This window comes from Pseudoflavonifractor intestinihominis (assembly GCF_040096055.1).
Classification (GTDB): Bacteria; Bacillota; Clostridia; order Oscillospirales; family Oscillospiraceae; genus Pseudoflavonifractor; species Pseudoflavonifractor intestinihominis.
The window spans coordinates 1-21,761 of the sequence record NZ_JBBMFK010000040.1; the positions used below are offsets into that span (position 1 = coordinate 1).

The window sequence follows — 21,761 nt, forward strand, 5'->3', positions numbered from 1 at the left end:
TTGAGCTGCACGGTGTAGTATCCGGACACAGCCAGCATCTCCGCCGTCAGGTCCACGCCCAGGCCGCCCTCCATGGGGGCCAGCGCGATGATGTCCAGGTGCTTGTCCGCCTGGACCAGCAGCGTCCAGCTCCACCCCTCCGGGATGTCGCCCAGAATCTCCAGGCGTCGGGTCAGGTTGTCGTACTGCCGGGCGATGACTGGCCCCTCATCCTTCTTCAGCAGCCAGTCGTCAAAATAGATCATGTGCCTCTCTCCTCTCCGCTCATTCCGCCGCCCGTCCGGCGGACGGCTCCTTAATCCAAGCCGTCTCACCTCCTAAAAGCGGACATTGCGGTCCTCCTAGCCGTTTTATCCGCCATCCCCGGCTTCATAGACCTGCTCCGCCTCTTCCCTGGTCAGCCGCCCGGCGGCCACCAGGGCCTCGATGCGCGCCCTGCTCCACAGGCGGGGGTAGTACTGCTTGGCCATCTCCAGCACGGTCATACCAGCATCACCCCCGTCATGGCGGCCAGGAAGTCCACGTCCGCCCGCAGCTGCTCCAGCTCGGTGGGCGGGGCGGTAGGTTCCTTCGGCTTTTCAGTGGGTGTTATGCCGATAAGACTGCCGTCCTCCATCATGAGGTCGCACCAGCCGCCGGACGCCCACACAGCGGACTCAAGATGTGGCGGGACCTCCACATACCCGGGCAGCCAGCAGGCCATCCGGTGAGACTGTCTCTGGATGTCATGGAAGCCGTTTTCCGCCTGTGTTTTTATAATCGTCATCCTCTCCACCTCACCTAAACGCCAGATAATCGTATCCCTTTCCAGTCCCGTTGCTGTCCTCAGCGTATACGGTGAATCCGTTGTCTGTAATGCTAAAGCTCGAAATGTAAGAAGACGAACCTCCTCCCAGTTCGATACGAAGCGTATCAGTCGAAAAGCCCCACGCATTATAGGCGTACCCCTTTACGGCGATCAGAGAGGGCCGGAATCCCAGGTCAATCTCTACCGCGCTATCTCTCCCGTAGTCACTCGGCGTTACGCCGCTACCGCTCACCACCGACGGATCACTGCACGGATTGAGCAGCACCCACTGAGTCCCGTTATACGTGAAGAAAGCCGTCATGCCTGCGGCAATGTCGCCGGGCTTGATATTGGTGTTGGTCTGAAAATTATAGATGGACTTGGCCCCTGTGCTGTTGACGTTCAGGGTCGGATTGGCGGCGGTATTCGCATAGGAGAACCGGACGCCGACGACCGCCCCGGTGTTGAGCGAGAAGCTGCTCAGGGCCACCGTCTTGGCCGCTGTTGCCCCCGGGGTGGAACATGTCCCATACCCGCGTCCCAGCGCCTTGGCCGCATCCAGGGCCGTGCTCTGCCCGGTGCCGCCCCGGCTGATGCTCAGCGTCCCGCTGGTGATGTCCGCTGCGGCGTGCTGGTGGGTCTTGGCGGCGAAGAGGGCGGACAGGGCCGACTTGACGGCGCTCCACAGCACCCGCTTGGTCTTGTTCCCGTCGGCGCTGTCGGTGACCACCAGGCCGTCCCCGTCGGCGACGGCGCTCTTGCTCCCCGCCTGGGTGAGGGGCGGCTCGTATTTCAGGCCCTTCAGGCCCTCGTCCAGCCCGTGGAGGGCCTGGTCGATGGCGTCGGCGTTGCCGTTCAGGTCGGAGATGAGGACGTTGTCGTTATCCTCCGGCTTTTTCAGGCTGTAATAGGTGGTGTTGGTCACGGAAACTGTCCCTCCCTCAGGTCCTTCCAGGTCCGGCCCGCCAGCTGCCCCCAGGTGTAGGGCCTGAAGAGCCCCCACTGGTGGAAGATGTACTCATAGATAAAATCGAAGTGGGCCGGCTTGATCTCGTTGATGGCGGCGGTCAGGTCGTCGATGTTGGGGGGCACCCCCAGAATGGAGACAAACTTGACCACAAAATAGTACTGGTCGTTGTGCTCCACCACCTCCACCTGGCCGTTGGCGAAGGAGGCGGCCACGGCCTGGACCAGTGATATTGTGGGGACGCCCTGGCCACGCAGCTTGGAGAGGAGCCGGGTCCGGCGGAACTCCAAATCCTTGGTCACGTCCGCCGGGATGCCGTAGGCGGTCTCCCACATGGCCAGCCCCCAGCCGCTGGCGGTCTGGGGCCAGAGCTGCGCCAGGGTGAAGTCCACGTCCTCCCCGGCCCTGCGCACCATCTCCCCCAGCACCCGCTGGAGCTCCGCGAAGGGCACGCTGCGGTAGAACTCCGGCAGCTGGAGCATCAGGTCGTATCTGTCCACTACTCTGTCACCTCCACCGTGCCCGCCACGGGCACCTGATCGGCCTGTATGGTCACGTCATTGGTCCCGCCGTTGACGGTCAGACTGGCGGCGTTCTCCACGCCGTCGATGGTCAGCAGCAGGGCCAGAATCCGGTTGTAGATGACGGTGTAGGCCGTGTCCTCCTCCGGGCTGTAATAGATGGCGCCGTACTTGGCCCGGATGACCCCGGCCAGGTACTCCTTCAGCCGGGCGGCAAAGGCCTCCTTGACCGCCTCCGCCGTTGTGGCGGCGGTGATGACCACCGTGGCGGAGACGTTCAGCTCCACCTCTCCGGGGGCGGCGGCGGTCACCGTGGCGCCCACGGGCCGCTGGGCGTCCAGCAGGGCCTGGCAGGCCTCCACGATCTCCGGGGACGCCGGGGCCATGTTGCTGTCCACAACGGTCACCCCCACCGTCCCCGGTCCCTGGGCCAGCTCCACCACCTTGGCGTCCCCCACCCCCGCCACGCTGAGGGCCCACTGGCGGTACTGCCAGCCGTTGGCCCCGTTGGCGGGCTTCTCCCGGCGCTCCCGGATACGGGCGAGGAGGGCGGCGTCGCTCTCGGTGTCGGTTCCGCCCTGGGCCTCCCCGTTGGTGTAGGAAACCAGGCCCACCGCGTTGATGTACATGCGGGTGATCTCCCCCGCCCCCACGTTGTAGGCCGCGCCAGTCTCCGCCGCCTCCAGGGTGCCCTCCGCCGTGCCCCCCTGGGGGATGGTCACCGCCTCCAGCAGGAGGAACTCCAGGCCGGAGCGGGTGAGGAACACGGTGCCGGCGGGCAGGGTCGTCCCGGCGTCGCCGTTGAGGGTGAGGTCGCACCGGGCCTTGGTGCCCGGCCGGCGGGTGATGTTGAAGTAGGTGCTGCCCACCAGGTCGATGTAGGGCCCGCTGGACTCGTCCACAAAGAGCATGGACACCACGGCGGGCAGGACCTGGTAGAGCTCGCTGAGCTGCCCGGCCACGGCCCCCAGGGTGGCGTCTGCGTAGCTGCCCGCCAGGGCGGACACGCCGGCCTCCGGGCTCAGGAGGGCCAGGGCCTCGGCCTTGATGTTCTCCTGGGTTCTGTCTTCAAACACGGAATCCCTCCTTGCCGTACAGGGTGGAAAACTCCACCGTCATGTGGAATACGGAGCCGTCAAAGGTGACGTCGGTCACCGAGCAGGCGGTGATGTAGGGAGAGGAGAGCAGGGCGTCCTGGATGTACCGGGCCGCCTCGCTGCGCTTGGTGTCCGCCTGGTAGGGCTGGCCCACCAGGTTCTCCAGCTCACAGCCGTAGTCCCAGCTGAAAGCCGGATAGCGGTACCGGGCAGTGGCCACGGCCCGCCAGGCCCAGCTCTTGACGGCCTCCAGGCCGGTGACCACCACCGGGTTGCCTCCCTCCCAGAGGGGGGTGCCGGCGTCGTAGTCCATGGCCACGTCGGCGTACAGGGGCAGGTCGCCGCCCGTCTTGGCGGCGGGAATGGAAAACTGGGGAAACAGGCTCATGCTCTCACCATCCTCGCCACCAGATAATAGGTCTGTTCGTCGGCGCTCAGGAGGGCCACCGTGTCCCCGGAGCGCAGCAGCTCAGGGCCGCCCGTGTCCTCCGTCCACTGATAATCCAGCCCTGCCGCCAGATACAGGTCCCCCCGCTCCAGCTGGAGGCCGCCACAGGATACCCGCAGCCGCCCCTGCCCGGCCTCCAGCACCTGCCCCAGCCGGAAGGGGGAGGGTGCCTGTCCCTTGCCCCCCAGCTTCACAATGGCGGAGGCGATGCGCCCGCCGCTCTGTTCCAGGCTGTCCATGCCCGTCCTCCTCTCACAGTTCGCTGCCCGCCCTGGTGTCGTCCACCAGGTTGCGGAAGTTCAGCGTCAGCTTGCAGTAGTACTGCCCGTTCTTCCAGGTGTGGGTGTCGCCGTCGATCCAGAACAGGCCGGACACCCCGCTGCCCGTGTCCCTCAGCAGCACCGCCTCGCCGGTGATGAGCCGGGGGTCCCCCAGGGTCTCCACCGTCAGGTTCTGCTGGAGGCCGTTGTCTTCCAGCCAGGCCTGGGCCTCGCTGCCCGCGTCCTCCCCGTCCCGCTGGGTGATCACGTGCTCCAGCCGCCCGTTGAGGGCCACGGAGTCGGCGTCCTCCACCCGGCGCACCAGCGCGCCCTCCTGGGTGCGGATGGCCACGCTGTTCTGGAGGTTGGTGATGTCCCAGGTGTTGGTCACGGCCATGGTGGAGGCGATGGACAACGACGCGCTGGTGGGCTTCTCCACCACCTCCAGGGCCCCGTCGCCGGTGAAGCGGACCAGGTAGCGCTTTCCATTTTGTTCCCCGGCCAGGCCGTAGAGGGTGCGGATGATTTTGTCCAGGGCCACGCCGGGGAATTTCCGGCTCACGCTCACGCCGGCGGCGGCCAGAGTACCCACCGGGATACCGTAGTCCCGGGCGATGGCGGCGGCGGCCGTCTCGGGGGTGACGCCGGAGAAGGAGTACCACCCCTCGTTGCGCACCAGGAACCGCCCCCGGTCCAGGGCGGACAGATCCACCAGGCTGTCCTGGGAGGAGGTGGTGGCGGTGAGCAGGGGGCCGGTGAACACGGTCTCCCCCGCCCGCCGCAGGGTGAGGTATGCGCCCTCCCGGAGGGCCGGAGGCGTTACGCTGCCGTCCCGTGGGACGGCCAGGGTGGCGGACAGCTCCCGGGCCGTCTGCCGGACGCTGCCGCTCCAGCTCATGGTCTGCACCAGCTGGGCGAAGTCCCGGGTCTCGCCGCCCGACGGGGCGGTGAGCAGAAGCTCATAGTCCATGGGCGTCCCTCCTCACTGCCGCACCGGCCCGAGGAATTGTTCCTCCTCGTCCTGTTGACCCAGCCCGAAATACTTCAGCGTGTTCTCGGTGGCCTCGCTCCAGCTCAGCTTGGGCCAGCCGGTGTCCTTGTCCTTGGTCACCTGGGTGCTTTTGGCCTCCTGGACGCTGGGCGGCATGACCCCCTCCGCCGGCAGCTCATCCAGAGGCGGCAGGGTGAGCACCTGGCCGGGCTGGAGGAGGTTGGGGTTGGCGATGCTGTTGGCGGCGGCCAATCTGTAACAGAGGCTGCCGTCGCCGTAAAACCGCTGTGCGATGCCCCACAGGCTGTCCCCCTTCACCACGGTGTAGGTGCGCTTGGAGGACGCGCCGGTGGCGCTGTCCCGGGCGGCCGTGGCCGTGCCGGAGGATACCGCCACCACCGGCGTCTCCGGCTTGCGGTACTGCCGCAGGATGATGGTGGCGTAGATGTCGTTGGTGCCGTCCTGCTCGCCGTACTCCACGCTCTCGATGAGCACCAGGGCGTTGGTGGGCGTGCCCGAGACCAGGAAGCGCACCGGCGTGCCGCTGTCGCTCCAGCGTTCCAGCTGCTCCAGGTAGCGGTAGGGGTTGGCCACCGCGCCCGGGTTGCAGAAGGAGTAGAGCCTGGCGGGCAGCAGGGCCTCCAGGGTGCAGCTGCCCAGCAGGGCCCCGCCGGGCAGGTTGATCTCCCCCACCTGGTCCAGCTGGACGGTCTCCACCCGGTTGGCGTGGGTCCAGGAATAGGAGCTGGGGGTCACGGGGAGCACCAGCTCCCGCCCCGCCTGCTCCTCCAGCAGGCTGATGGTGCGCCTCATCCGATCACCCCCGCCGCCAGCTTCCGCTCCAGCAGGTCGGCCAGGGTCTGGGCCACCGCCTCCACCGACATGTCCGCGCCGAAGTGGTTGTCCTTGATGGTGATCTGGAGGGTGGTCCCGCTCTTTCGGCTCTGCTCCCCCGCCTCCCGGGCGGTGAGCACCCGCTCGTCCTGGTGGAGGTAGTACAGCCCGTTCCGGGGTACCCGGTCCAGGCCGTAGGCGTGGCTGCCGAAAATCTGACCGAACAAGCTGGTGAGCGAGGCCTCATCCTTTTTCCGAATCACATCTCCCACACCGTCATCTGGGTCATCCGGGTCTCCTATCATGATGTCATCCAACCATATGGCTCCCTGGCCCTTGGACTTTTCCTGTTCCAGTTCATACTCATTCTTCCACCCGTCAAAAGCGGTTGTCAGATCTTGTATGGCTCCCACCAGATCCTGCTCACTGTCGTAGAGCAGGCTGTACTGGTCGCTGCTCTCATAGGCTGCGGTAGCCAGAGCCTCGGCCTCTTGGCGCAGGCTCTCCATCTTGAGCCCCGCCTCCTCATTGCCGTCCTCGTAGGCGCCGCTGGCGGCCAGGAAGTCCTCCCGCATGCGCCGCAGCTCCGCCTGCTGCTCCTCGGGGAACAGGGTGGTGTCCTCCCCCAGCAGCAGGGCCGAGAGGGCCTCCCGGGTGTACTGCTCGGACAGGTTCTCCATGTAGGCGTCGTTCTCTCCGGAGATGCGGTTCAGGTTCTGGATGGCGTCCCCCAGCGCGCCGCCGTAGGCGTCGATCTCACTCTGGAGCCCCTCCTTGCGCAGATCGTTGTAGCCCTCGCCTCTGGCGTTGTCCAGCTCGGCCATGGTGTCCTCCAAGGTGGAGGTCAGGCCGGAGAAGGTCTCCGCCATCTGCTCCATGGCGCCGCTGTACGCCGTCTCCATGCCCTGCTGGATGATGTTGACGGCGTCCCGGCCGTTGATCTCACTCTTGGAGATCATGTCGTAGATCTCGCCCTGGGTCTTGCCCATGGCCTCGCTGAGCATCCCGATGACATCCACGCCCCGGTCCTGGAAGATGTTCAGATACTCCAGGGTGGCCTTGCCGGAGCTGTTCATCCGGCTCATGGCCTGGGCCATGGCGGTCATGTCGGAGGCGGTCACGCCCACGGCGCTGCCGGCGTCGCCGATGGCGGTCATCAGCTCCAGCATCCGGTCGGGGGCGTCCCCGAAGCCGGTGGCCAGCGCCCGGGACATGGACGTCAGGTCGCTGTACTCCATGGGTGTGGCGGCGGCCAGCACCCGCAGGTCGCTGAGGTACTGGTCCCCCACGCCGCTGCCCAGCAGGCGGTTGAAGGCGATGGCGTCCAGCTCCCGCTGGGAGGCCGTGGCGCTGCCGGCGGTCAGGCTCTCCTCGGCCCGGTCCTGTCCGGCCTGGTAGAGATCTGCGTAGTAGGCCTTGAAGGCCTCATCCTGGTTGGCGAATATCTGGGCTCCGCCGGTGGCCAGGCCCAGCGCGCCGCCCACTAACCCGCCGATGGCGGTGCCCACCGGACCGGCCAGGGAGCCCATGGCCGCGCCGGACACCGCGCTGCTCAGTGCAGAGGAGATGAGACTGCCGCCGTCGCCGCCCAGGGCGGAGCCGATCATGGTGTTGCTGATCTCCATAATGGCGTCCCCCGCCATCTGCCCCAGCCCGGCCTTGCCCAGGGCGGACAGGATGCCGGTGCTGCCGTCTCCCGCCCGGTTGCTCAGCCTGCTCTCAGCGGAGGCCGCCGAGGTGACCTCCTTGTAGAGGTTCTTGTAGGCCGTGGCGTTGGCGTCGATGACGGCCTTTGTCTCCTCCATCTCCCGGCGCAGCCTGGTCTGCTCGTCGATGGCGTCGTCCAGCGCCCCCTTGCTGGTCTCGTCCTTCAGCTTCTTGTAGGCCTGCTGGGCCTCCTTCACCTTGATGCTGTTCTCCGCCATTTCCTTCTTCAGGCCGGACATCTTCTCGGTCAGCGTGGTCTGGGCCTTGTCGTAGGCCTTCAGGCTCTCCTCCAGGTCGTCCATGGTCTTGTCAAAGGCCTTGGAGCTTCCGGTGATGGATTTGAGGGTTGGGCTCACCTCGTCGTAGAGCTTCATTACGATGCCCACTTCATCCGCCACGGTTATCCCTCCTCTCCTCGTCCATATCCATTTCCCGGAGGACCATGCCCCAGGTCAAATCTCTGCCGCCGTGGCGCATGCCGTAGTACATCTCCGGCGTCCAGTGGTGGCGGGTGAACAGGTAGAACACCAGATTCAACTCGGGGTCACCGCCCTCCTCTAGGCGTTTTTTACTTCTTCAATGGTCAGCCTGCGGTAGCCGCACAGCCGCTCCACGGCCCGGGCCAGATCCTCAATCTCGCCGGGGAGGAGCATGTTCTTCACCGTCTCCTCCGGCGTGACGCCGCCGAACTTCTCCTTCAGGGCGGGGGACTTCAGGTCGGGGTCCACGCAGCCCGCCAGCAGGATGCTGATATTGGCGTCCCCCGCGATGGTCTCCCGGATACGCTGGACCTTGCCGTAGGGCAGGGCACGCAGGGTAAAGACCGCGTTGCTGCCGGTCAGCTCGCTCAGGCGCTTGACCTTGTAGCGGGCGGTGGGCAGCTGCTCCTGGACGTTGGGCAGCTCAGGCCGCAGCAGCAGGGACAGGATGTCGGTTTTCTCTTCGCTCATATTATCCCTCCTCACTGTACCGCAATGGCGTCCAGCAGCTGGAAGCCGGTGAAGGTAAAGGGCGCCGTGATTTTACCGCTGGTGGCGGCCTGCCAGTCGGCCAGGGTCAGGTCGGTGAACTGCACGCCGTAGTAGGCGATGCGCTCGGCGCCGGCGCTGTCCGGGTCGGCCAGGTTGGACACCACGGTAAACTCGGGCACCTGGCCGTCCTGGATGCTCTGGAGCTTCTGGATCATGCCGCTGTCCACCTTGTAGAGCATCAGGGAGCCGGTGCCCTTGGCGCTCACCGGCTTGCTGGCCTCCATGAACTCTCCGCACAGGTTGATGGTGTCGCTGCTGACCTGGACCTTGCCCTGGCAGCCGTAGCACTCGGCCAGGCGCTCGGCGTCCAGCCACACCGCGCCGTAGGTGCCGTTTGGAATCCGCTTTGCGGAAAACTTGTTCTTTGCCATGTCCGCTCCTCCTTACAGGTTGTTGAACAGCACTTCAAAATCTTCCATAGAGTCCATCAGGCGGCCGCCGCACTTGAGGAACACATAGCTGCCGGTCTGGTACTCCAGCACCTGCTGCTCGGTCAGCGCGGCGGTCTCCACGCCCTGGCTCTGGAGATACTGGAGCTGCCGGTCGTAGTCCACCCCCGCGAAGCTCTCTCCGGCGGACAGGACCCCCGCCTGCTCCAGCTCCAGGAAGAAGTTGTAGATGACGGTCACCAGCAGCTGCTTGTTGTCGTAGGTGTTGGGATACCGGCCCAGCCAACTGTTCTCGATGGTGGTGCGCAGGAAGTAGGTGATGAGGTCCATGCCCTCCACGATCTTGATCTTGCTCCAGTCCGCCTTTCCGGTGGCCGGGATGGTGGTGAGGGAGTTGACGCCCCGGGCGATCTTGGCCTGGAGGCCGTCGTGGATGAGGATGAGCTTGCCGTTGTTGATGGCCTCGATCTGCTCCTCGGTTGTGCGGGCGGTGACGGCGGTGAGCTCGGGCAGGGCGGCGTAGGCGCAGCTCATGCCCATGGGGATGCCCGCCAGGATGCCGGCGATGCGGCCGCAGTACTCGGCGGCGGTCACCGGGCCGTCCTTGTCGGCCATGCCGCTCTCGTCCAGCTCGATGATGCCCATGTCGTCGCTTCCCGCCGTCTTCCAGGGCTTCACCAGCTTCACCGTGCGGTATGCCGCCCGCTGGGCCTTGGTCCACTCCACCAGCTTGGCCAGCTCCTGGTCGGTCACGTCGGGGGGCCCGGCCAGGTAGTCGATGGAGTACTGCTCGATGCTCTTCAGGCCGGCCTCCAGGGCGGTGGTGTCGTCGGTGCCGGTGGCGATGACCACCAGATACACCAGACTGGGGCCGCCCCGGTCGCTGCCGGCAAAGCACTGTCTGATGTACTCCCTGTTTGCCTCCCCCAGCTTGGAGGGGATCAGGGCCTCGCTGCTGAGGGCGTGGACGCCGTTCTCCTGGGCGTCCCGTACGAACAGGGCCACATAGCCCTTCTTGCTCCGGTTGGCCACCTGCTCCGCCGCCTTCTCAAAGGCGATCTTCAGCGTGGGCAGCCCGATGGTTGTTGCCATGTCATTCACCTCTCATTTTGATTGCCGGGAATACCGGCGGAGATCTCTTTGATGACTTCGTACCGCTCCATCAGGGGCGCGGTCTCCTCCGGGTCCGTGTAGCCCGGGCGGTCGTCGCTCCAGGTCACCGTCAGGGCCACCTCGCTGAAATCCGGGTTTCCCTGTCCCCGGGCGGCCATGGCGGCGGGATGACGGTCCTCCACATCCAGGCACCCGCGGGCAAACAGGCCCATGACCGTGTCCTGGCGGCGGTTGAGCTCCTCCCTGCTGCTGTCGTAGTAGGCGTCCACCTCCACAAAGCAGGTGATGAGGATGGTGGCCGTCTTGCGCACCAGCGCCAGGTTCATGTCCTGATACTCTGTCTTTTGCAGCTCCACGGCGAAGGAGGGCCGATGAAAGTCCTTGGGAAGCCGGTCCACATAGACCGGCTCCCGGAAGGTCTCCTCCAGCATGGCCTTCACACGGCTCATAACGGCGCTGCTCTCCATCAGTAGTCCACCTCGTCTCCAATCCGCTCCAGCACCCTGCTGGCCGCCCTGAGGGCGATGTCCCGGGCCTTGAGGCTGGCCCAGCTGTAGAACATGCGGCCCTGGATGTACTGCTTTCCGGTCCGGTCGTTGAACGGCGCGGCGTGGTCTCTGTTCCAGCGGGAACGGCTCCAGGCATAGGCCTTTGTGGGATCGGCCTGCCGGGCGCCGTGCCCCTTCTCCAGCCACTTTGTGATCTGGTGGGATGTAACAGCTGCGCCGCGATAGGTGTGCTGCCGAAGCTTTTCGCCCCGCTTTGTCCGGTCTCTGGACTGGACTGATTTCCCCTTCACGGGGCTCACCGCCACATAGCCTCCGCCGCTGCCCAGGCGAACCTCCTGCCAGGAGATCACGGTCCCCTTGGCGTCCTCCTCAAGATCCGCCGCTCTGATCTGGGCGTCCAGCTCCTGCTTCACGGTCTCGCCCATGGCCTCCACCGCCGCCCGTCTGGCTTCCGGGACCTTCTCAAACAGCGGCTCCCAAAACCTCAGAAACTGATCCAGCCGCTTCCTCTCAAATCGTACCCGTCCGCTCATTACAGATCAGCCCGCTTTCCAATCTCATACTCGTTTTTGAACTCGTCCAGCTCATGGGGGACCAGCACCTCCCAAGCGCTCCTCCTGACTTCCACCAGGCAGCCGGGCCGCAGTTTCACCGCCTTGGGGGTCACCAGCACCAGCCCCAGCTCATTGACCGACATGGGCCACTCCTGGCCGTGGCGGGCGTACTTCTCCGTCAGAACCCCGGGGAACGTCATTCCGGTGGCCGTCCCGTCCGCCCGCAGCGTCACGGTGTCCACCGTCACCAGGGCGGCCTGGACGTCCAGATGGGTCCTGTCCCGCTGGGTGACGCTGGTGAGATACAGGTGCTGCCCCTTCCACCGCAGGGCCTGGTGGAGGGTGAGGGGCCGCCTGCGGAGCACCAGCTTGGCGTTCCTGGCCCCGATGCCCACCGTGGAGAACAGGTTCCGGCCGCCGTCCAGCGTCACGGCGGCCCACAGCCGCCCGGCGCTCACCCACTCCCAGGTGTTCTCCGCCGTCTCCTTCAGCTCCAGCAGCTCCAGGCGCTGGTCCAGGCTGCCGGCGTCAATGTACCGCTCCATGCTTCTCCTCTCTCAGTCCGCCCCGGCTCATGGCCGGGGCGGTTTTTATCCTCCGGTGTCCGAATCGGACACCATGCCCTCCGTCAGCTTCAGCTGATTGAGCACTCGGCGGAAGGCCGGGTTCTCCGTATTCTGTCCGGAGGCCTCGGTCATGTCCCGGCGGTCCCAGGCGTCCAGCACCATGGCGTTGACCACCAGGTCGTACTGGGCGGCCCGGGCCGTGCCGGCGGCGGGCGGGGACACCCCCGCGCCGTCCATGTAGGCCACCGCCGCATCATACAGCACGGGGATGACGGCCGTCACCTCCGGGTCGTCGGAGAGCTCGGTGAGCCTGCAATAGGCCAGCAGCGCCGCCCTGCGCTCCTCTGTCAGGGCCATATCAGACCGCCAGCACCCAGCCGTTTCCGGCCGGCAGATACAGTCCGTCGGAGGCCGCCGTCACGCCGCAGACCACCTCCGCGTCCCCGTCATGCTGAAACTTGACCGCAACATAACGGCCATGCGCGGCGCTGGTCTTGCAGGCCACCACCGCCACCCTGGGGTCGGTGCCCTCCTTGTCGGTGAATTTGGCGGTCCCAATCTCCTGGGCATCGCTTCCGCCGCTGTCATCAGAGGCCAGGAGGGTGACGGTCAGGCTCTTATTGGCCCCCAGCGCCGCAGTGGAGAGCAGGAACGCCACCTCTCTCGCGCCGGATGCGTCCACATAGGCGGTGGTCTTGTCGGTGGTGGCGGCCACAGACTGGGGCGCAAAGACATTCTGGAACGCCAGTGCTTCACTGATACGGTTCATACTCTCTCCTCACTTTCTGTTCGCCAGCGCCACAAAGGGGCTGCGGGGCTTGGTGCTGTTCTTGATGGTCAGGGGCTTGCTCACCTTGGGCGTGCCGTTGCAGCGGAACACCATGCGGAAGCAGTTCTGGTCGGTGAGGAACTCCACATGGATGGACCAGTCCTGCTTGGCGGCGCCCTTGGTCAGCAGGATGTACTGGAAGGGGTCCACCAGCAGGATGTCGCCCTTGCTGCCCAGGGCGGAGCAGCTGTCCTCAAAGAGGACGGGTTTGTTGAGGACCCGCTGGGTGTCAAAGGCGCCCAGGCCGCCCTCGGGGTTCCAGAGGAACTTGGACTCGTCGCCGCTCTGGATGGCCAGCAGGGGCAGCTGCTCCTCCACGTCGGGGTGCATCAGCCACACCAGCCGCTCCCGGTTGCGGGGCATGGCGCTGGCCTGCATCTTCACCGCGTTGTTGCCCACGAAGGTATAGTTGGCCTGGGACTGCTCCTTGGCCACCGTGACAAGGGCGCCGGAGTTGATGAGGCCGAGGGGCTTGCCAACGCCGTCGCCGGCGATCACCGCCTCGGTCAGCAGGCGGTCGGCGGCCAGGGAGAAGCCGGTGGAGGCAAAGCCGGTCATGAACGCGGCGTCCTGGAGCATCTCATCGGTGCAGTAGAGGAAGCCCATCATCTTCTCCAGGTCCAGCTTCATCTCCCGGAACTGGGGCTTGCTGGCCGCCACGGTGGCCCCCTCAGCGGCCCAGTACATCTGCACGCCGCCGAATACGGACTTGCTCACGTCGGTCTCGTCGGCGCTGATCCAGCGCATGGAGTTGGCCGCGCTGGAGCAGGTATACCGGTCCAGCCGGTTGAGCAGGGGGCTGGCCTGGACCGCGCTCTCCAGGATAGCGCCGGCAAAGTCGGTCTGGATGGCAAAGCCGCCGTCCGCGCCCATGCTCTCATTGGAGCCCAGGACCGCGTTGTTCACCTGCTGGAGCCGCTTGTCCTCCACATGGTTCTTGCGGAATTTGTAGATGGCCGTCAGCTGCTCGCCGATGGAGGCAAAGGGCTTGTCCTCTCCGCCCCTGTCCTCCCTGGCGGTCTTGGGGCCGCTGTGCAGGACGCCGTCATAGACGGGCTCGGCGCTCTCCCGGCTCTGCCTGGCCAGCTTCTCCAGGCTGGAAATCTGATTGTTGATTCCCTCCATCTGCTCGGTGATCTTGTCCACCTCGGCATAATTGCCCTCGTCGGCCAGGGTCTGGGCCCTATTGAGCAGCTGGCCCTTCTGCTCCCGCAGCGCGGTGATCTTCTCCATGAAGTCCATTGATTTTCTCCTTTCGTCAACCGTCAAAAATTTGCAAGTGCCCGCAGCTTTGCAAGGGCACGCTTTGCCTTTTCCCTGACCTCGCCCTCCCGGCGGCTGTCCGCCAGATGGTCCTGGTACCTCCGGCGCATGCTGGCCGTCAGCCGGATGCGGCTCCCCGCTGCCGCCACAAAGGCGGCGGGGTCCTCCTCTCCGCCGGGCAGGCCCACAATCTCGTCAATCAGGCCGTAGTCCAGGGCCTGGCTGGGGCTGATCCAGATGTTCTTGTCCATCAGGGCCATCAGCTCCTCCCGGCTTTTGGCGCTGCTGTGGGCGGCGTATACCTCCAGCACGCAGTCCCGGGCGTTGCGCAGGGCCTCGGCGGAGCGGCGCATGTCGCGGTAATCCCCCTCCGCCGTGCCGCTGGGGTTATGGTAGCACAGCAGGGCCCCCGGTTCGCTCTGGATGGTCTTGCAGCCGGTGGCGGCCAGGGTGGCCGCGCTGGCCCCGTAGCCCTGGAAGAGGGCGGTGGTGTTTCCGGGGTAGCGGCGGAGCATGGAGCGAATCTCCGTGCCCACCGTCATGTCCCCGCCGGGGGAATTGATGAGCACCGTCACATCCTCCCCGCCGGCGGCATCCAGCGCCGCTTGGATGTCCATGGGGGCGGTGATGTCCCGGAAGCCCAACCAGCGGAGCACGTCGGCGGAGTCGTTGTCCCACAGCTCGCCGCGCAGTGCGATATCAGGCATTTGCATCCTCTCCTCTCAGTACGGACTCCAGAGAGCCCAGATTCTTGGTCACAAGGAACTGCTTCCCCAGTCCGCCCGGAACAGGGTTGAGCTCCTCTCTGGCCCGGCACTCGTCCGGGTTCATCACCGAGTGCTCAATGAGCTTCACATAGAAGTCGGCCCTGGTGTTGGGGTCGGCCCGCAGCAGCGCCTCCACCGTCCCGTGGACATAGACCCCGTCCCGCCTCTGTGCGGGCGTGGGGAGCTTCCAGGAGTCCTCGTTCTCGCACTGCACCACATAGGGCAGGAGCACGTCGGTCACATAGTTGAGCCGCTGCTGGGCGTTGCTGTTGTAGCTCTCCTTTCCGGTCTGGAGCATGTGCTTGGGCACCCCGGAAAACCGGGCCACCTCCTCCACGGCAAACTCCCGGCTCTCGATAAACTGGCTGTCCCTCTGGTTGAGGCCCAGGGGCGTGTACTTCATGTTATGGTCCAGGACAGCCACTGCAAAGGCGTCGTCCGACGCATAGGACTGGAACTCTGCCTTTACCTTGTCCCTGGTCTCCTTGCTGGCGTCGGTGTCAATCTCCACGATGCCGGAGAGCCGCGCCCCATTCTGGTAGAACTTCTTGCCGTACCGCTGGGCCATGGCGTCAACCGCGATGGCTTCCCGGGCCAGGTGCAGGAAGCCCCGGCCGTGAATCCCGTCATAGGTCTCAAAGAACAGAAACGACAGCTCATAGTTGGAGAACTTTTTCACCACGCCGTCCACGCTGTACTGATACCAGTACTGCCCGCTCTCGCTGTCCTTGAGGATGGAGCAGCACTCGGTGGGCAGCGGCAGGCGCTGCACGACGCGCCCGGCGCCGTCGCGCCGGTTCCACACCGCGCCGAAACCGTGCCAGAATGCGTTGGACATCAGCACCTTGCGCAGCATGAACGGGGACATGCAGTCGTTGGGCCGCACCTTCAGCACCATGCGGAGCTGCTCGTCGTCATAGGGGACCCGGGCGTCTCCGTCCTTCCTGTACGCGCCGAAGGGGATCAGGCCGAAGGAGTTGGTCAGGATGCGGTGGGCCGCCGCCACGGGGGACAGATGCTCCGCGTTGCCCTGGCTGCTCTTCATCAGCTCTCCGGCGGTGAATACCCGTTTGAACCATGCCTGCACATCGTCCCACCCGAGGACCTGTTCCGCCACGGAGGCCCTGGGCGCCTGCATGGCCTTCCCGAAAATCATCCTCTCCCTCCTCTCGACCTGGCGATGATAAAGGCGTAGACCGCCAGGCACACGCCGGCAGCCGCAAACCCGGCCGCCCGGCCAAAGGCCTCATGGGCCGCCGTCACCAGGCAGATGCCGGACGCAATCAGCAGCAGGTCGTCCAGGTACAGGGCAAACCACCTGGCCGCTGCTTTGACGGCCTTCCAAAGAGGCCCGCACGTTTTCTCTTTCATCTCACAGACTCCAATCACTGGACTGAATGTGCTCGTTGATATTGCTCCCCGGCGTCCGCTTCACCAGCACCCGGGCCAGGGCGTTCATGGCCGCCGCCACGGGGTCGATGCGCTCGGTGTCGTCCTTGTGCCGCTTGGAGAGCTTGATGTCCCCGTAGTTGTTCTGGATCTCGATGGCGTTCTGGAGGCACCAGAGGGCCAGCGGGCTCTCCTCCATGACCACCCGGTCCTGGAGCAGCAGCTCCCGGAAGGTCTTGACCGCCAGGTTCTGCCCGGCGCAGGTCTGGGCCACCTCCACGCAGAAGTCCTCCCGGTTCCGGTCCTCGTTCATGCGGATGGCCAGGTCGGTGGCGTTGTGGCCGTCGTAGTCCACCTCCTCCACCTGCCAGCCGTGGTCCCGCTCGCCGGCACAGATCCAGTTGTACACATAGCTGTTGTCGGTGACGTCGCCGGGGGTGAGGGTGCAGTAGCCGCCCTGGGCCCAGAACTTGTAGGGCACCCGGTCGGTCTTCTCGTGGCGGTCGGCGCCGTTCTCCGGCATGAAGCCGTGCATTTTAATGGCGATGCGCCCATCCGGCAGGTCGAACACCGCCGCCGCGCCGCTCAGGTCGATGCGCTTGCCCAGGTCAAAGCCGCAGTTGCAGGCCAGCCCATCGGTGAGGGCGGCGAAGTCCGCCGGCGGCAGCATGGCCGCCCTGGCCTTGGCCATGCAGTTCTCGTCCAGGTAGCGGTTGACGCTGCCCACCTGCCACAGGCACATCCGGCGGGTGAGGAACTTGCGGATTTTGTTGGGGTCGTTGGAGGCGTAGGCCGCGTTGTGCTCATCCTGAATCTGCTTGAGCAGGATGCCGCTGTACCGGCTGGGGTACCGCAGGCAGGGGTTGGGCTTGGCCCATGCCGCCTCGTCGTGGGGGTTGTCCCCCTCGTCCAGCTCCCGGATCATGACGAAATAGCTCTCGTCGGTCACCGTGGGGTCCTCCAGCACCCGCTTGGCGTACAGCTCCTCCTCGTAGCAGGGCTTGCTGCCCGCGTCGTCGCCGGCGGTGGTGATCACGTCCAGCAGGGACTGCTCCCGCTTGCCGAAGGAGTTGGTGCCCAGGTCGTAAATTTCCGAGTTGGGGTGGGCGTGGTACTCGTCCACGATGAAGTAGGTGGGCGCGCCCGAGTCCTTGTTCTTGGTGTCCTTGGACAGGGCCCGCATGTACCCGCCCCGGGTCCGGTGGACAATGGGGTTGGACCGGGGCACCACCAGCCGCTTGGCAATGTTGGGGCTGGCCCTGGCGATCTTCTTGGCGTCACCCAGCACCCGCATGGCCTGGCTCCGGTCCACGGCGGCGCACTCCACCTCGGGCTCCTGCTCGAACCGGGCCAGCTCCGGGTGGTAGGGCGGGTAGATGGCGTCGCCGCACATGTGGTGCAGGCCCTGGCAGGACTTCTCGCTGGACTTGTAGTTGCCCCGGGCCCGCTTGTTGTAGGTGTGGGAGAAGCGCCTGGCGCCGGTGTCCTTGTGGACCCAGCCGTAGGTACAGCCCAGGTCAAACACCTGCCAGGGCTCCAGCTGGATGGGCTTGCCCGCGTCCACGCCGCGCACCTGGATGCACTGGCCGAACCAGCGGATAATCCGGTCCGCCCGGGTGGTGTCGAACACGTAGGGGAAATCCTCCGTCCCCTGGCGTTTCAGGTCGTCCAGGTGACGCTGGCAGGCCAGGATCTCATACTTGCAGCACTGTTCACGCAGCCGCCCCTGGGTCACCTGCTTGGCGTAGACGCTGACGGGGTGGTGCAGGCCGGACTGCCATCTAGTCGCCAAACAGATCACCGTCCGGGTCCGCCCTGGCCTCGGCTGCGGCCTGGGCCCGCTTCTGGGCCAGCCGCACCCGGCCGGAGGGGGTGAGCCCCAGCTTCTCGGCGTACTGGAGGATGTTCCGCTCCAGGGACTGCATCTTGCCGCTCACCGCGTCCAGCTTGGACACCGCGTCGGCCACCGCCTCCGGGTCGTTCTTGGCATCCTTCAGCTCTCGGATAGTCTGGGAGAGCACCTTGCACTGGGTCTCGTACCGGGCCAGCATCACGCAGTAGACGCCCAGGGCATCGCTGTCCAGGTCGTCCAGGATGACCAGGCCGTCCATCCGCTCCAGGACCTTCTTCCAGTACCGCCCGGCGGCGGCGTTCTTGGTCATGAGGGCGGGCCGTTCCATCCGGGACTCCCTGCCCCGGTCGGGAATGACCCCCTGCTCCGCCTGTTCACGGAGCTGCCGCTCCTCGTCGGTCAGGTTCTTGCTCATATTGTCCAGCGCCTTGGGCGGCGTCGGCATGCTCCTCACCTCCTGCCCCACGGGGCCGAAACCCTGATGGGGGACTATTTCCCACAATCGAGAGGCCGCGCGGTCTTCTGTCATCGCCCCTGAAACTTTTTTGGGGTCGGGGCGGGTCCGCAAGCCTTCGGCTTGCCCCGGGCGCGAGCGGCCATGCGCACCCGCGCACCTGCGGGCATCCACGGGCGCGGACGTAGCCTCGCGCTCCGGCAGCCCCTCAGTTTTTGCCGTTTTCCCTGCGCTCCTCCGCCATCTCCCGGGCGGTCTTGCGGTTATGGCAGGTCTCGCACAGGCTCTGGTGGTTGGCCGGGTCGATGAACAGCTGCCAGTCCCCCTTGTGGGGCCTGACGTGGTCCACCACCGTGGCCCGGGTGCGGACGCCCCGTCTGGCGCACTCCCGGCACCACGGCTCCCTCAGCAGCTGGGCCGGGCGCAGGTCGTCGGTCCAGATGCTCAGACTGTACCAGCCGTGCCACTCCGCCGACACCCGGCGGGCGGCCCGCTTGGGCTTGTGTTTGGGACAGTAGCCGTCCCCGGTCAGTTCCCGGCATCCGGGATGGCGGCAGGGCCGGAGCGGCTTTAAGGCCACGGGCTATCACCTCCGGGCAAAACAAAAAGCGCCCAAGCCACTGCCCCCCCTTCTCGGGTGGAACATTGGCTCAGGCGCTGGTCTCTTTGGACGCTGGCTCAGGCGCTTCGATATTCACGAGTGTCTCCTGCCCGCAGCGCTTGCACTTTCTGGGCAGGTTCCGGGCGATGGTATCCGACCGGACCTTCAGGATTTTTCCCTTCCCGCAGACCGGACAGATGATCCATCCGTCCCTCACGATAAGTTTACCACAATTCAGTTTTTCAGGCAACGCTTTTCCCTCCCGTGTGTCTATTGTTCCACTAGGTTTCAAGATAGATCGCGCGCGTGCGCGTGCGCGCGCGAGGGGAAGCCGCTCAGGTCCCCTTTTGGGACGATGTAGCTGGCGTAGTTGTAGGCGCCGAAGTTGTTCTCCTTCTGGCCGAGCCTGGACCAGAGGACCCGGGACGGGATGTCAATGGCGCCGCTCTCGTCCTTCCACCGCTCCGGCGGCGGAAGCTGGCCCGACAGGCTGCGGGAACAGCTCCACGGCCGCCGGCCGATGGGGATTACAATTCCATCTGTCCTCTCCTTGGTGAGGTACTCGGCCAGACGCCGGTATCCGCCCTCGGCCAGCAGCACCGGCTCGTCGTCCACCTCCCCCGCCGTCCACAGATGCCGCACCACCGCCGGCGGGAAATCGTTCTCCCGGAGCACCATATGGATGTGGTAGCGGTGGTCGCCGTGGATACCCTCAATGCAGGTCACCCAGTCGAAGGGCCGGCCATCGTTGAACCGCCGCGCCCGGGCCATGAAGGCCCGCTTGGTGGCCATGGCCTCCCGGAAAGTGCGGGGCAGATGGACGGAATCATAGGTCAGGGTGTAGTGCATGCCCTCGTAGCCAAAGAGGGCCAGCCGGAGCTCCAGGCGGTCCGCCTGGCTCCGGCAGACCGCCGAGTGGGGTGAGCGGATGATCTCGTTTTTCTCCCGCCGGTCGCTCCGGGTGTCCTCCCTGGACAGCCTGGGCCGGATCGCCCGGCACTCCTTGGTCAGGGGCCCGGCCCGCTGCCGGACGCAGTACCACGGTCTATCCTCCATGGCCGCCCCCTGTCACAGTCCCGTTTTCCCTCCCCGGCTCATCCCAGAAAGCCACAAACACGCGACCGTAGTTGTCGGCCGTGTCGTAGGTGCCGGCCGCGATAAAGTCATCGTCGAAAAACATCTCCCACTCTCCGCATTCCGTGGGCTCAAGTTGCCCATCCTCGTCCACACAGAGAACAAAGACCAGCACAGGCCGCTCCGCTGCCGCCGAGCGCAGCTCCTCCAGCGGGATGGGCTTGGTGATATCGACCTTTGGTGCCAGGAGGTCGGCGGCACGCTTGAGCACCGCGCAGCCGTGGATGCTGCAACCCCTTTCATGGCCGCAGCCCAGACAGCTCAGGTCTCCGGTGGTAACCGCCATCTTCCGGAGCTGCCGGGCCATCTCTCTCCGTTCGTCCATCACTCCACCCTCCCAAAGCGCCCCACATAGTGCCGCTTCCAGTCCTCCACAGGGCGGCGGAGGGAGATCATCTTCTCCCGGGTCAGCTTGTCCACCACCCGGCCCACGTCGCCGCAGCCGTCCATGGCCGCCAGGCGCTCCAGATTGCCCATGGTCTGGGCCGTCACCAGGCAGCGCAGCCGCCGCAGGTTCTTATTGCCCATCAGTTTCCCTCCTTTCCCTCCGGCAGTCAGGCAGTGCGGGCAGGGGCATCCAGTGGGTAATAAGATGATCCTTGGTTTCGCCATACAGCCTGAAATGCCCATTTAAGAAAAAACCTGTGTCAATCTTTCGCCCCTGCCACACACAGAGGTACGAGCCTCCAATCTCAGGTAGCCTCTCCTCCACGCTCACCCACTTATTTGGCGGGGCGAAGGTTGCCAAGTGCTCCACCAGATACTCTGCCAGCCATTCCGCGAAACTACCTGTCTCCGAATCCGCTCTCTTTGCCTCAATGATGAGGTCAAGCACGGTCTGCTTGTCAATCGCCTTCATGTTAGCTGAACTTAAAATGTCTTCTGGCTCCAGACCAGTATTCTCATAGGCGGCCAGTTTTTTCAGCGCCTTCTGCCACCCCTCTTCGCAGAACCCGCAGTTTTCCAGGTTCTCTCCTGCCTTTTCCAGGCCGCAGCCCATACACCGTACCAGCTCATCATTGCCAATTCCGTCAATCATGGTCAGCCGTTCCACGCTCACTCCTCCTCCCCATACTTCTCGTTGTACTCCTCCGGCGTAAGCAGACGGCAATCTTCCGGCCTGCAAAAACCGTCAAGACAAGCCATCCTCAAAATCCCCGCGATGTTGATCTCCTTCATCAGGTTACGATAGGCCTCTCCCGTAATTTCTTCTGCATTATCGTCTCCGAGCGTCAAGCACACGCCGCCAGGGCACGGCTGACCGTTTTCATCCTCCGCAAGACCAGGGATCTCAAGACATATTCTCAGTTTTTTCACTGTTTTCTCCCCCCTACCCCGGCACAAACGTCGGGCATGTAATGACTTGGTAGCTCTCAACTGTTTTTCGCTCTCCACCCGGGTGTGAGGACTGGATGCGAATGTCCCGGCGCTCAGCCACCCAGCCCTCCACGGGTTTGCCCTCCCTGCTCCAGGAGCAGCCCCGCTCTCCGTCTGCGTCGGGCACCGCGTTGGCGCAGGCCCAGCATATTGTCATCATCGGCATATCCTCCTGCTGTTGTTATCGTCCGGCCCTCTGCCGGGCGCCGCCCCTCGGGGCGGGCCCGGGAAAAGGAGGTCCGGGCGGGGAAGACGCCACCCCGCCCGGCAGAAGGCCGGACCACGGCCTTCAATCCTCGATCTGCTGCCGGTGCCAGCTCT

Annotated in this window: 33 protein-coding genes; all 33 read right to left on the minus strand. The window is 65.3% G+C overall.

All coding sequences use genetic code 11. The annotated features are described in order from the left end of the window. Positions 1-245, minus strand: a 245-nt coding sequence (locus WMO64_RS16160) for a hypothetical protein (protein WP_349232646.1), incomplete at its 3' end; no start/stop codon positions are given. Between the two features lie 105 nt (positions 246-350). Next, positions 351-485 carry an XkdX family protein gene (locus tag WMO64_RS16165; protein ID WP_294522891.1) on the minus strand — a complete coding sequence of 45 codons (135 nt, stop codon included), beginning with the start codon at positions 483-485 and terminating at the stop codon, positions 351-353. Next, positions 482-766, minus strand: coding sequence for a toxin-antitoxin system toxin subunit (locus WMO64_RS16170; protein WP_294522893.1), 285 nt, complete (start codon positions 764-766; stop codon positions 482-484). The genes WMO64_RS16165 and WMO64_RS16170 overlap by 4 nt, the downstream gene beginning before the upstream one ends. A 10-nt stretch (positions 767-776) precedes the next feature. Beyond that, positions 777-1,712, minus strand: a complete 936-nt coding sequence (locus tag WMO64_RS16175; RefSeq protein ID WP_349232647.1) for a hypothetical protein — start codon at positions 1,710-1,712, stop codon at positions 777-779. After that, entirely contained in the window at positions 1,709-2,254 is a 546-nt protein-coding gene (locus tag WMO64_RS16180; RefSeq protein ID WP_294522897.1) for a putative phage tail protein, read from the minus strand. Before WMO64_RS16180 ends, WMO64_RS16175 begins: the two co-directional genes overlap by 4 nt. Then, the gene (locus tag WMO64_RS16185) at positions 2,254-3,351 is read right to left on the minus strand and encodes a baseplate J/gp47 family protein (protein WP_349232648.1); all 1,098 of its coding nucleotides are present in this window, start codon (positions 3,349-3,351) and stop codon (positions 2,254-2,256) included. The genes WMO64_RS16180 and WMO64_RS16185 overlap by 1 nt, the downstream gene beginning before the upstream one ends. Then, a complete protein-coding gene (locus WMO64_RS16190) occupies positions 3,344-3,760 on the minus strand; it encodes a DUF2634 domain-containing protein (protein ID WP_349232649.1) in 417 nt (138 codons plus the stop codon). The genes WMO64_RS16185 and WMO64_RS16190 overlap by 8 nt, the downstream gene beginning before the upstream one ends. Next, positions 3,757-4,059, minus strand: a complete 303-nt coding sequence (locus WMO64_RS16195; RefSeq protein WP_349232650.1) for a hypothetical protein — start codon at positions 4,057-4,059, stop codon at positions 3,757-3,759. The genes WMO64_RS16190 and WMO64_RS16195 overlap by 4 nt, the downstream gene beginning before the upstream one ends. A gap of 13 nt (positions 4,060-4,072) precedes the next feature. Further along, entirely contained in the window at positions 4,073-5,050 is a 978-nt protein-coding gene (locus WMO64_RS16200) for an XkdQ/YqbQ family protein (RefSeq protein ID WP_349232651.1), read from the minus strand. Positions 5,051-5,062: 12 nt separating this feature from the next. Then, a complete protein-coding gene (locus tag WMO64_RS16205) occupies positions 5,063-5,884 on the minus strand; it encodes a LysM peptidoglycan-binding domain-containing protein (protein WP_349232652.1) in 822 nt (273 codons plus the stop codon). Then, on the minus strand, positions 5,881-8,010 hold the full coding sequence (locus WMO64_RS16210; protein WP_349232653.1) for a tape measure protein: 2,130 nt from the start codon (positions 8,008-8,010) through the stop codon (positions 5,881-5,883). Before WMO64_RS16210 ends, WMO64_RS16205 begins: the two co-directional genes overlap by 4 nt. Further along, positions 8,000-8,149 (minus strand): hypothetical protein, encoded by a 150-nt coding sequence (locus WMO64_RS16215; RefSeq protein ID WP_349232654.1) that lies wholly within the window; start codon positions 8,147-8,149, stop codon positions 8,000-8,002. The genes WMO64_RS16210 and WMO64_RS16215 overlap by 11 nt, the downstream gene beginning before the upstream one ends. A 20-nt stretch (positions 8,150-8,169) precedes the next feature. Beyond that, the gene (locus tag WMO64_RS16220) at positions 8,170-8,562 is read right to left on the minus strand and encodes a phage tail assembly chaperone (protein WP_349232655.1); all 393 of its coding nucleotides are present in this window, start codon (positions 8,560-8,562) and stop codon (positions 8,170-8,172) included. An 11-nt stretch (positions 8,563-8,573) separates the two neighbouring features. Continuing rightward, complete coding sequence (locus tag WMO64_RS16225) at positions 8,574-9,014, minus strand: phage tail tube protein (RefSeq protein ID WP_349232656.1); 441 nt, start codon at positions 9,012-9,014, stop codon at positions 8,574-8,576. Between the two features lie 12 nt (positions 9,015-9,026). Continuing rightward, positions 9,027-10,124, minus strand: a complete 1,098-nt coding sequence (locus tag WMO64_RS16230; RefSeq protein WP_349232657.1) for a phage tail sheath protein — start codon at positions 10,122-10,124, stop codon at positions 9,027-9,029. 5 nt (positions 10,125-10,129) lie between these two features. After that, positions 10,130-10,612: a phage tail terminator family protein gene (locus tag WMO64_RS16235; RefSeq protein WP_349232658.1), complete on the minus strand. Its 483-nt coding sequence runs from the start codon at positions 10,610-10,612 to the stop codon at positions 10,130-10,132. Then, complete coding sequence (locus tag WMO64_RS16240) at positions 10,612-11,187, minus strand: hypothetical protein (protein WP_349232659.1); 576 nt, start codon at positions 11,185-11,187, stop codon at positions 10,612-10,614. Before WMO64_RS16240 ends, WMO64_RS16235 begins: the two co-directional genes overlap by 1 nt. Continuing rightward, positions 11,187-11,753 carry a head-tail adaptor protein gene (locus WMO64_RS16245; RefSeq protein WP_349232660.1) on the minus strand — a complete coding sequence of 189 codons (567 nt, stop codon included), beginning with the start codon at positions 11,751-11,753 and terminating at the stop codon, positions 11,187-11,189. The genes WMO64_RS16240 and WMO64_RS16245 overlap by 1 nt, the downstream gene beginning before the upstream one ends. A gap of 45 nt (positions 11,754-11,798) precedes the next feature. Continuing rightward, complete coding sequence (locus WMO64_RS16250) at positions 11,799-12,131, minus strand: phage gp6-like head-tail connector protein (protein ID WP_349232661.1); 333 nt, start codon at positions 12,129-12,131, stop codon at positions 11,799-11,801. A gap of 1 nt (position 12,132) precedes the next feature. Continuing rightward, entirely contained in the window at positions 12,133-12,543 is a 411-nt protein-coding gene (locus WMO64_RS16255; RefSeq protein WP_294522501.1) for a hypothetical protein, read from the minus strand. A 9-nt stretch (positions 12,544-12,552) separates the two neighbouring features. After that, on the minus strand, positions 12,553-13,845 hold the full coding sequence (locus WMO64_RS16260; protein ID WP_349232662.1) for a phage major capsid protein: 1,293 nt from the start codon (positions 13,843-13,845) through the stop codon (positions 12,553-12,555). A 23-nt stretch (positions 13,846-13,868) separates the two neighbouring features. Beyond that, a complete protein-coding gene (locus tag WMO64_RS16265; RefSeq protein WP_349232663.1) occupies positions 13,869-14,573 on the minus strand; it encodes a Clp protease ClpP in 705 nt (234 codons plus the stop codon). Beyond that, entirely contained in the window at positions 14,566-15,789 is a 1,224-nt protein-coding gene (locus tag WMO64_RS16270) for a phage portal protein (RefSeq protein WP_294522492.1), read from the minus strand. The genes WMO64_RS16265 and WMO64_RS16270 overlap by 8 nt, the downstream gene beginning before the upstream one ends. Beyond that, on the minus strand, positions 15,786-16,004 hold the full coding sequence (locus WMO64_RS16275) for a hypothetical protein (RefSeq protein ID WP_294522489.1): 219 nt from the start codon (positions 16,002-16,004) through the stop codon (positions 15,786-15,788). The genes WMO64_RS16270 and WMO64_RS16275 overlap by 4 nt, the downstream gene beginning before the upstream one ends. 1 nt (position 16,005) lies before the next feature. Continuing rightward, positions 16,006-17,814 carry a terminase large subunit gene (locus tag WMO64_RS16280; RefSeq protein WP_349232664.1) on the minus strand — a complete coding sequence of 603 codons (1,809 nt, stop codon included), beginning with the start codon at positions 17,812-17,814 and terminating at the stop codon, positions 16,006-16,008. Further along, positions 17,804-18,319 (minus strand): P27 family phage terminase small subunit, encoded by a 516-nt coding sequence (locus tag WMO64_RS16285; protein WP_349232665.1) that lies wholly within the window; start codon positions 18,317-18,319, stop codon positions 17,804-17,806. Before WMO64_RS16285 ends, WMO64_RS16280 begins: the two co-directional genes overlap by 11 nt. 217 nt (positions 18,320-18,536) lie before the next feature. Continuing rightward, positions 18,537-18,908 (minus strand): DUF8602 domain-containing protein, encoded by a 372-nt coding sequence (locus WMO64_RS16290; protein WP_349232666.1) that lies wholly within the window; start codon positions 18,906-18,908, stop codon positions 18,537-18,539. A 70-nt stretch (positions 18,909-18,978) separates the two neighbouring features. Continuing rightward, the gene (locus WMO64_RS16295) at positions 18,979-19,146 is read right to left on the minus strand and encodes a cysteine-rich KTR domain-containing protein (protein ID WP_349232671.1); all 168 of its coding nucleotides are present in this window, start codon (positions 19,144-19,146) and stop codon (positions 18,979-18,981) included. 71 nt (positions 19,147-19,217) lie between these two features. Then, a complete protein-coding gene (locus WMO64_RS16300; protein ID WP_349232667.1) occupies positions 19,218-19,985 on the minus strand; it encodes a rolling circle replication-associated protein in 768 nt (255 codons plus the stop codon). Beyond that, on the minus strand, positions 19,975-20,388 hold the full coding sequence (locus WMO64_RS16305) for a hypothetical protein (RefSeq protein ID WP_349232668.1): 414 nt from the start codon (positions 20,386-20,388) through the stop codon (positions 19,975-19,977). Before WMO64_RS16305 ends, WMO64_RS16300 begins: the two co-directional genes overlap by 11 nt. Next, a complete protein-coding gene (locus WMO64_RS16310; RefSeq protein ID WP_349232669.1) occupies positions 20,388-20,591 on the minus strand; it encodes a hypothetical protein in 204 nt (67 codons plus the stop codon). Before WMO64_RS16310 ends, WMO64_RS16305 begins: the two co-directional genes overlap by 1 nt. Continuing rightward, positions 20,581-21,117 carry a DUF551 domain-containing protein gene (locus tag WMO64_RS16315; protein ID WP_349232670.1) on the minus strand — a complete coding sequence of 179 codons (537 nt, stop codon included), beginning with the start codon at positions 21,115-21,117 and terminating at the stop codon, positions 20,581-20,583. Before WMO64_RS16315 ends, WMO64_RS16310 begins: the two co-directional genes overlap by 11 nt. Before the next feature lie 2 nt (positions 21,118-21,119). Continuing rightward, complete coding sequence (locus WMO64_RS16320; protein WP_295368625.1) at positions 21,120-21,380, minus strand: hypothetical protein; 261 nt, start codon at positions 21,378-21,380, stop codon at positions 21,120-21,122. Positions 21,381-21,761 lie beyond the last annotated feature (381 nt).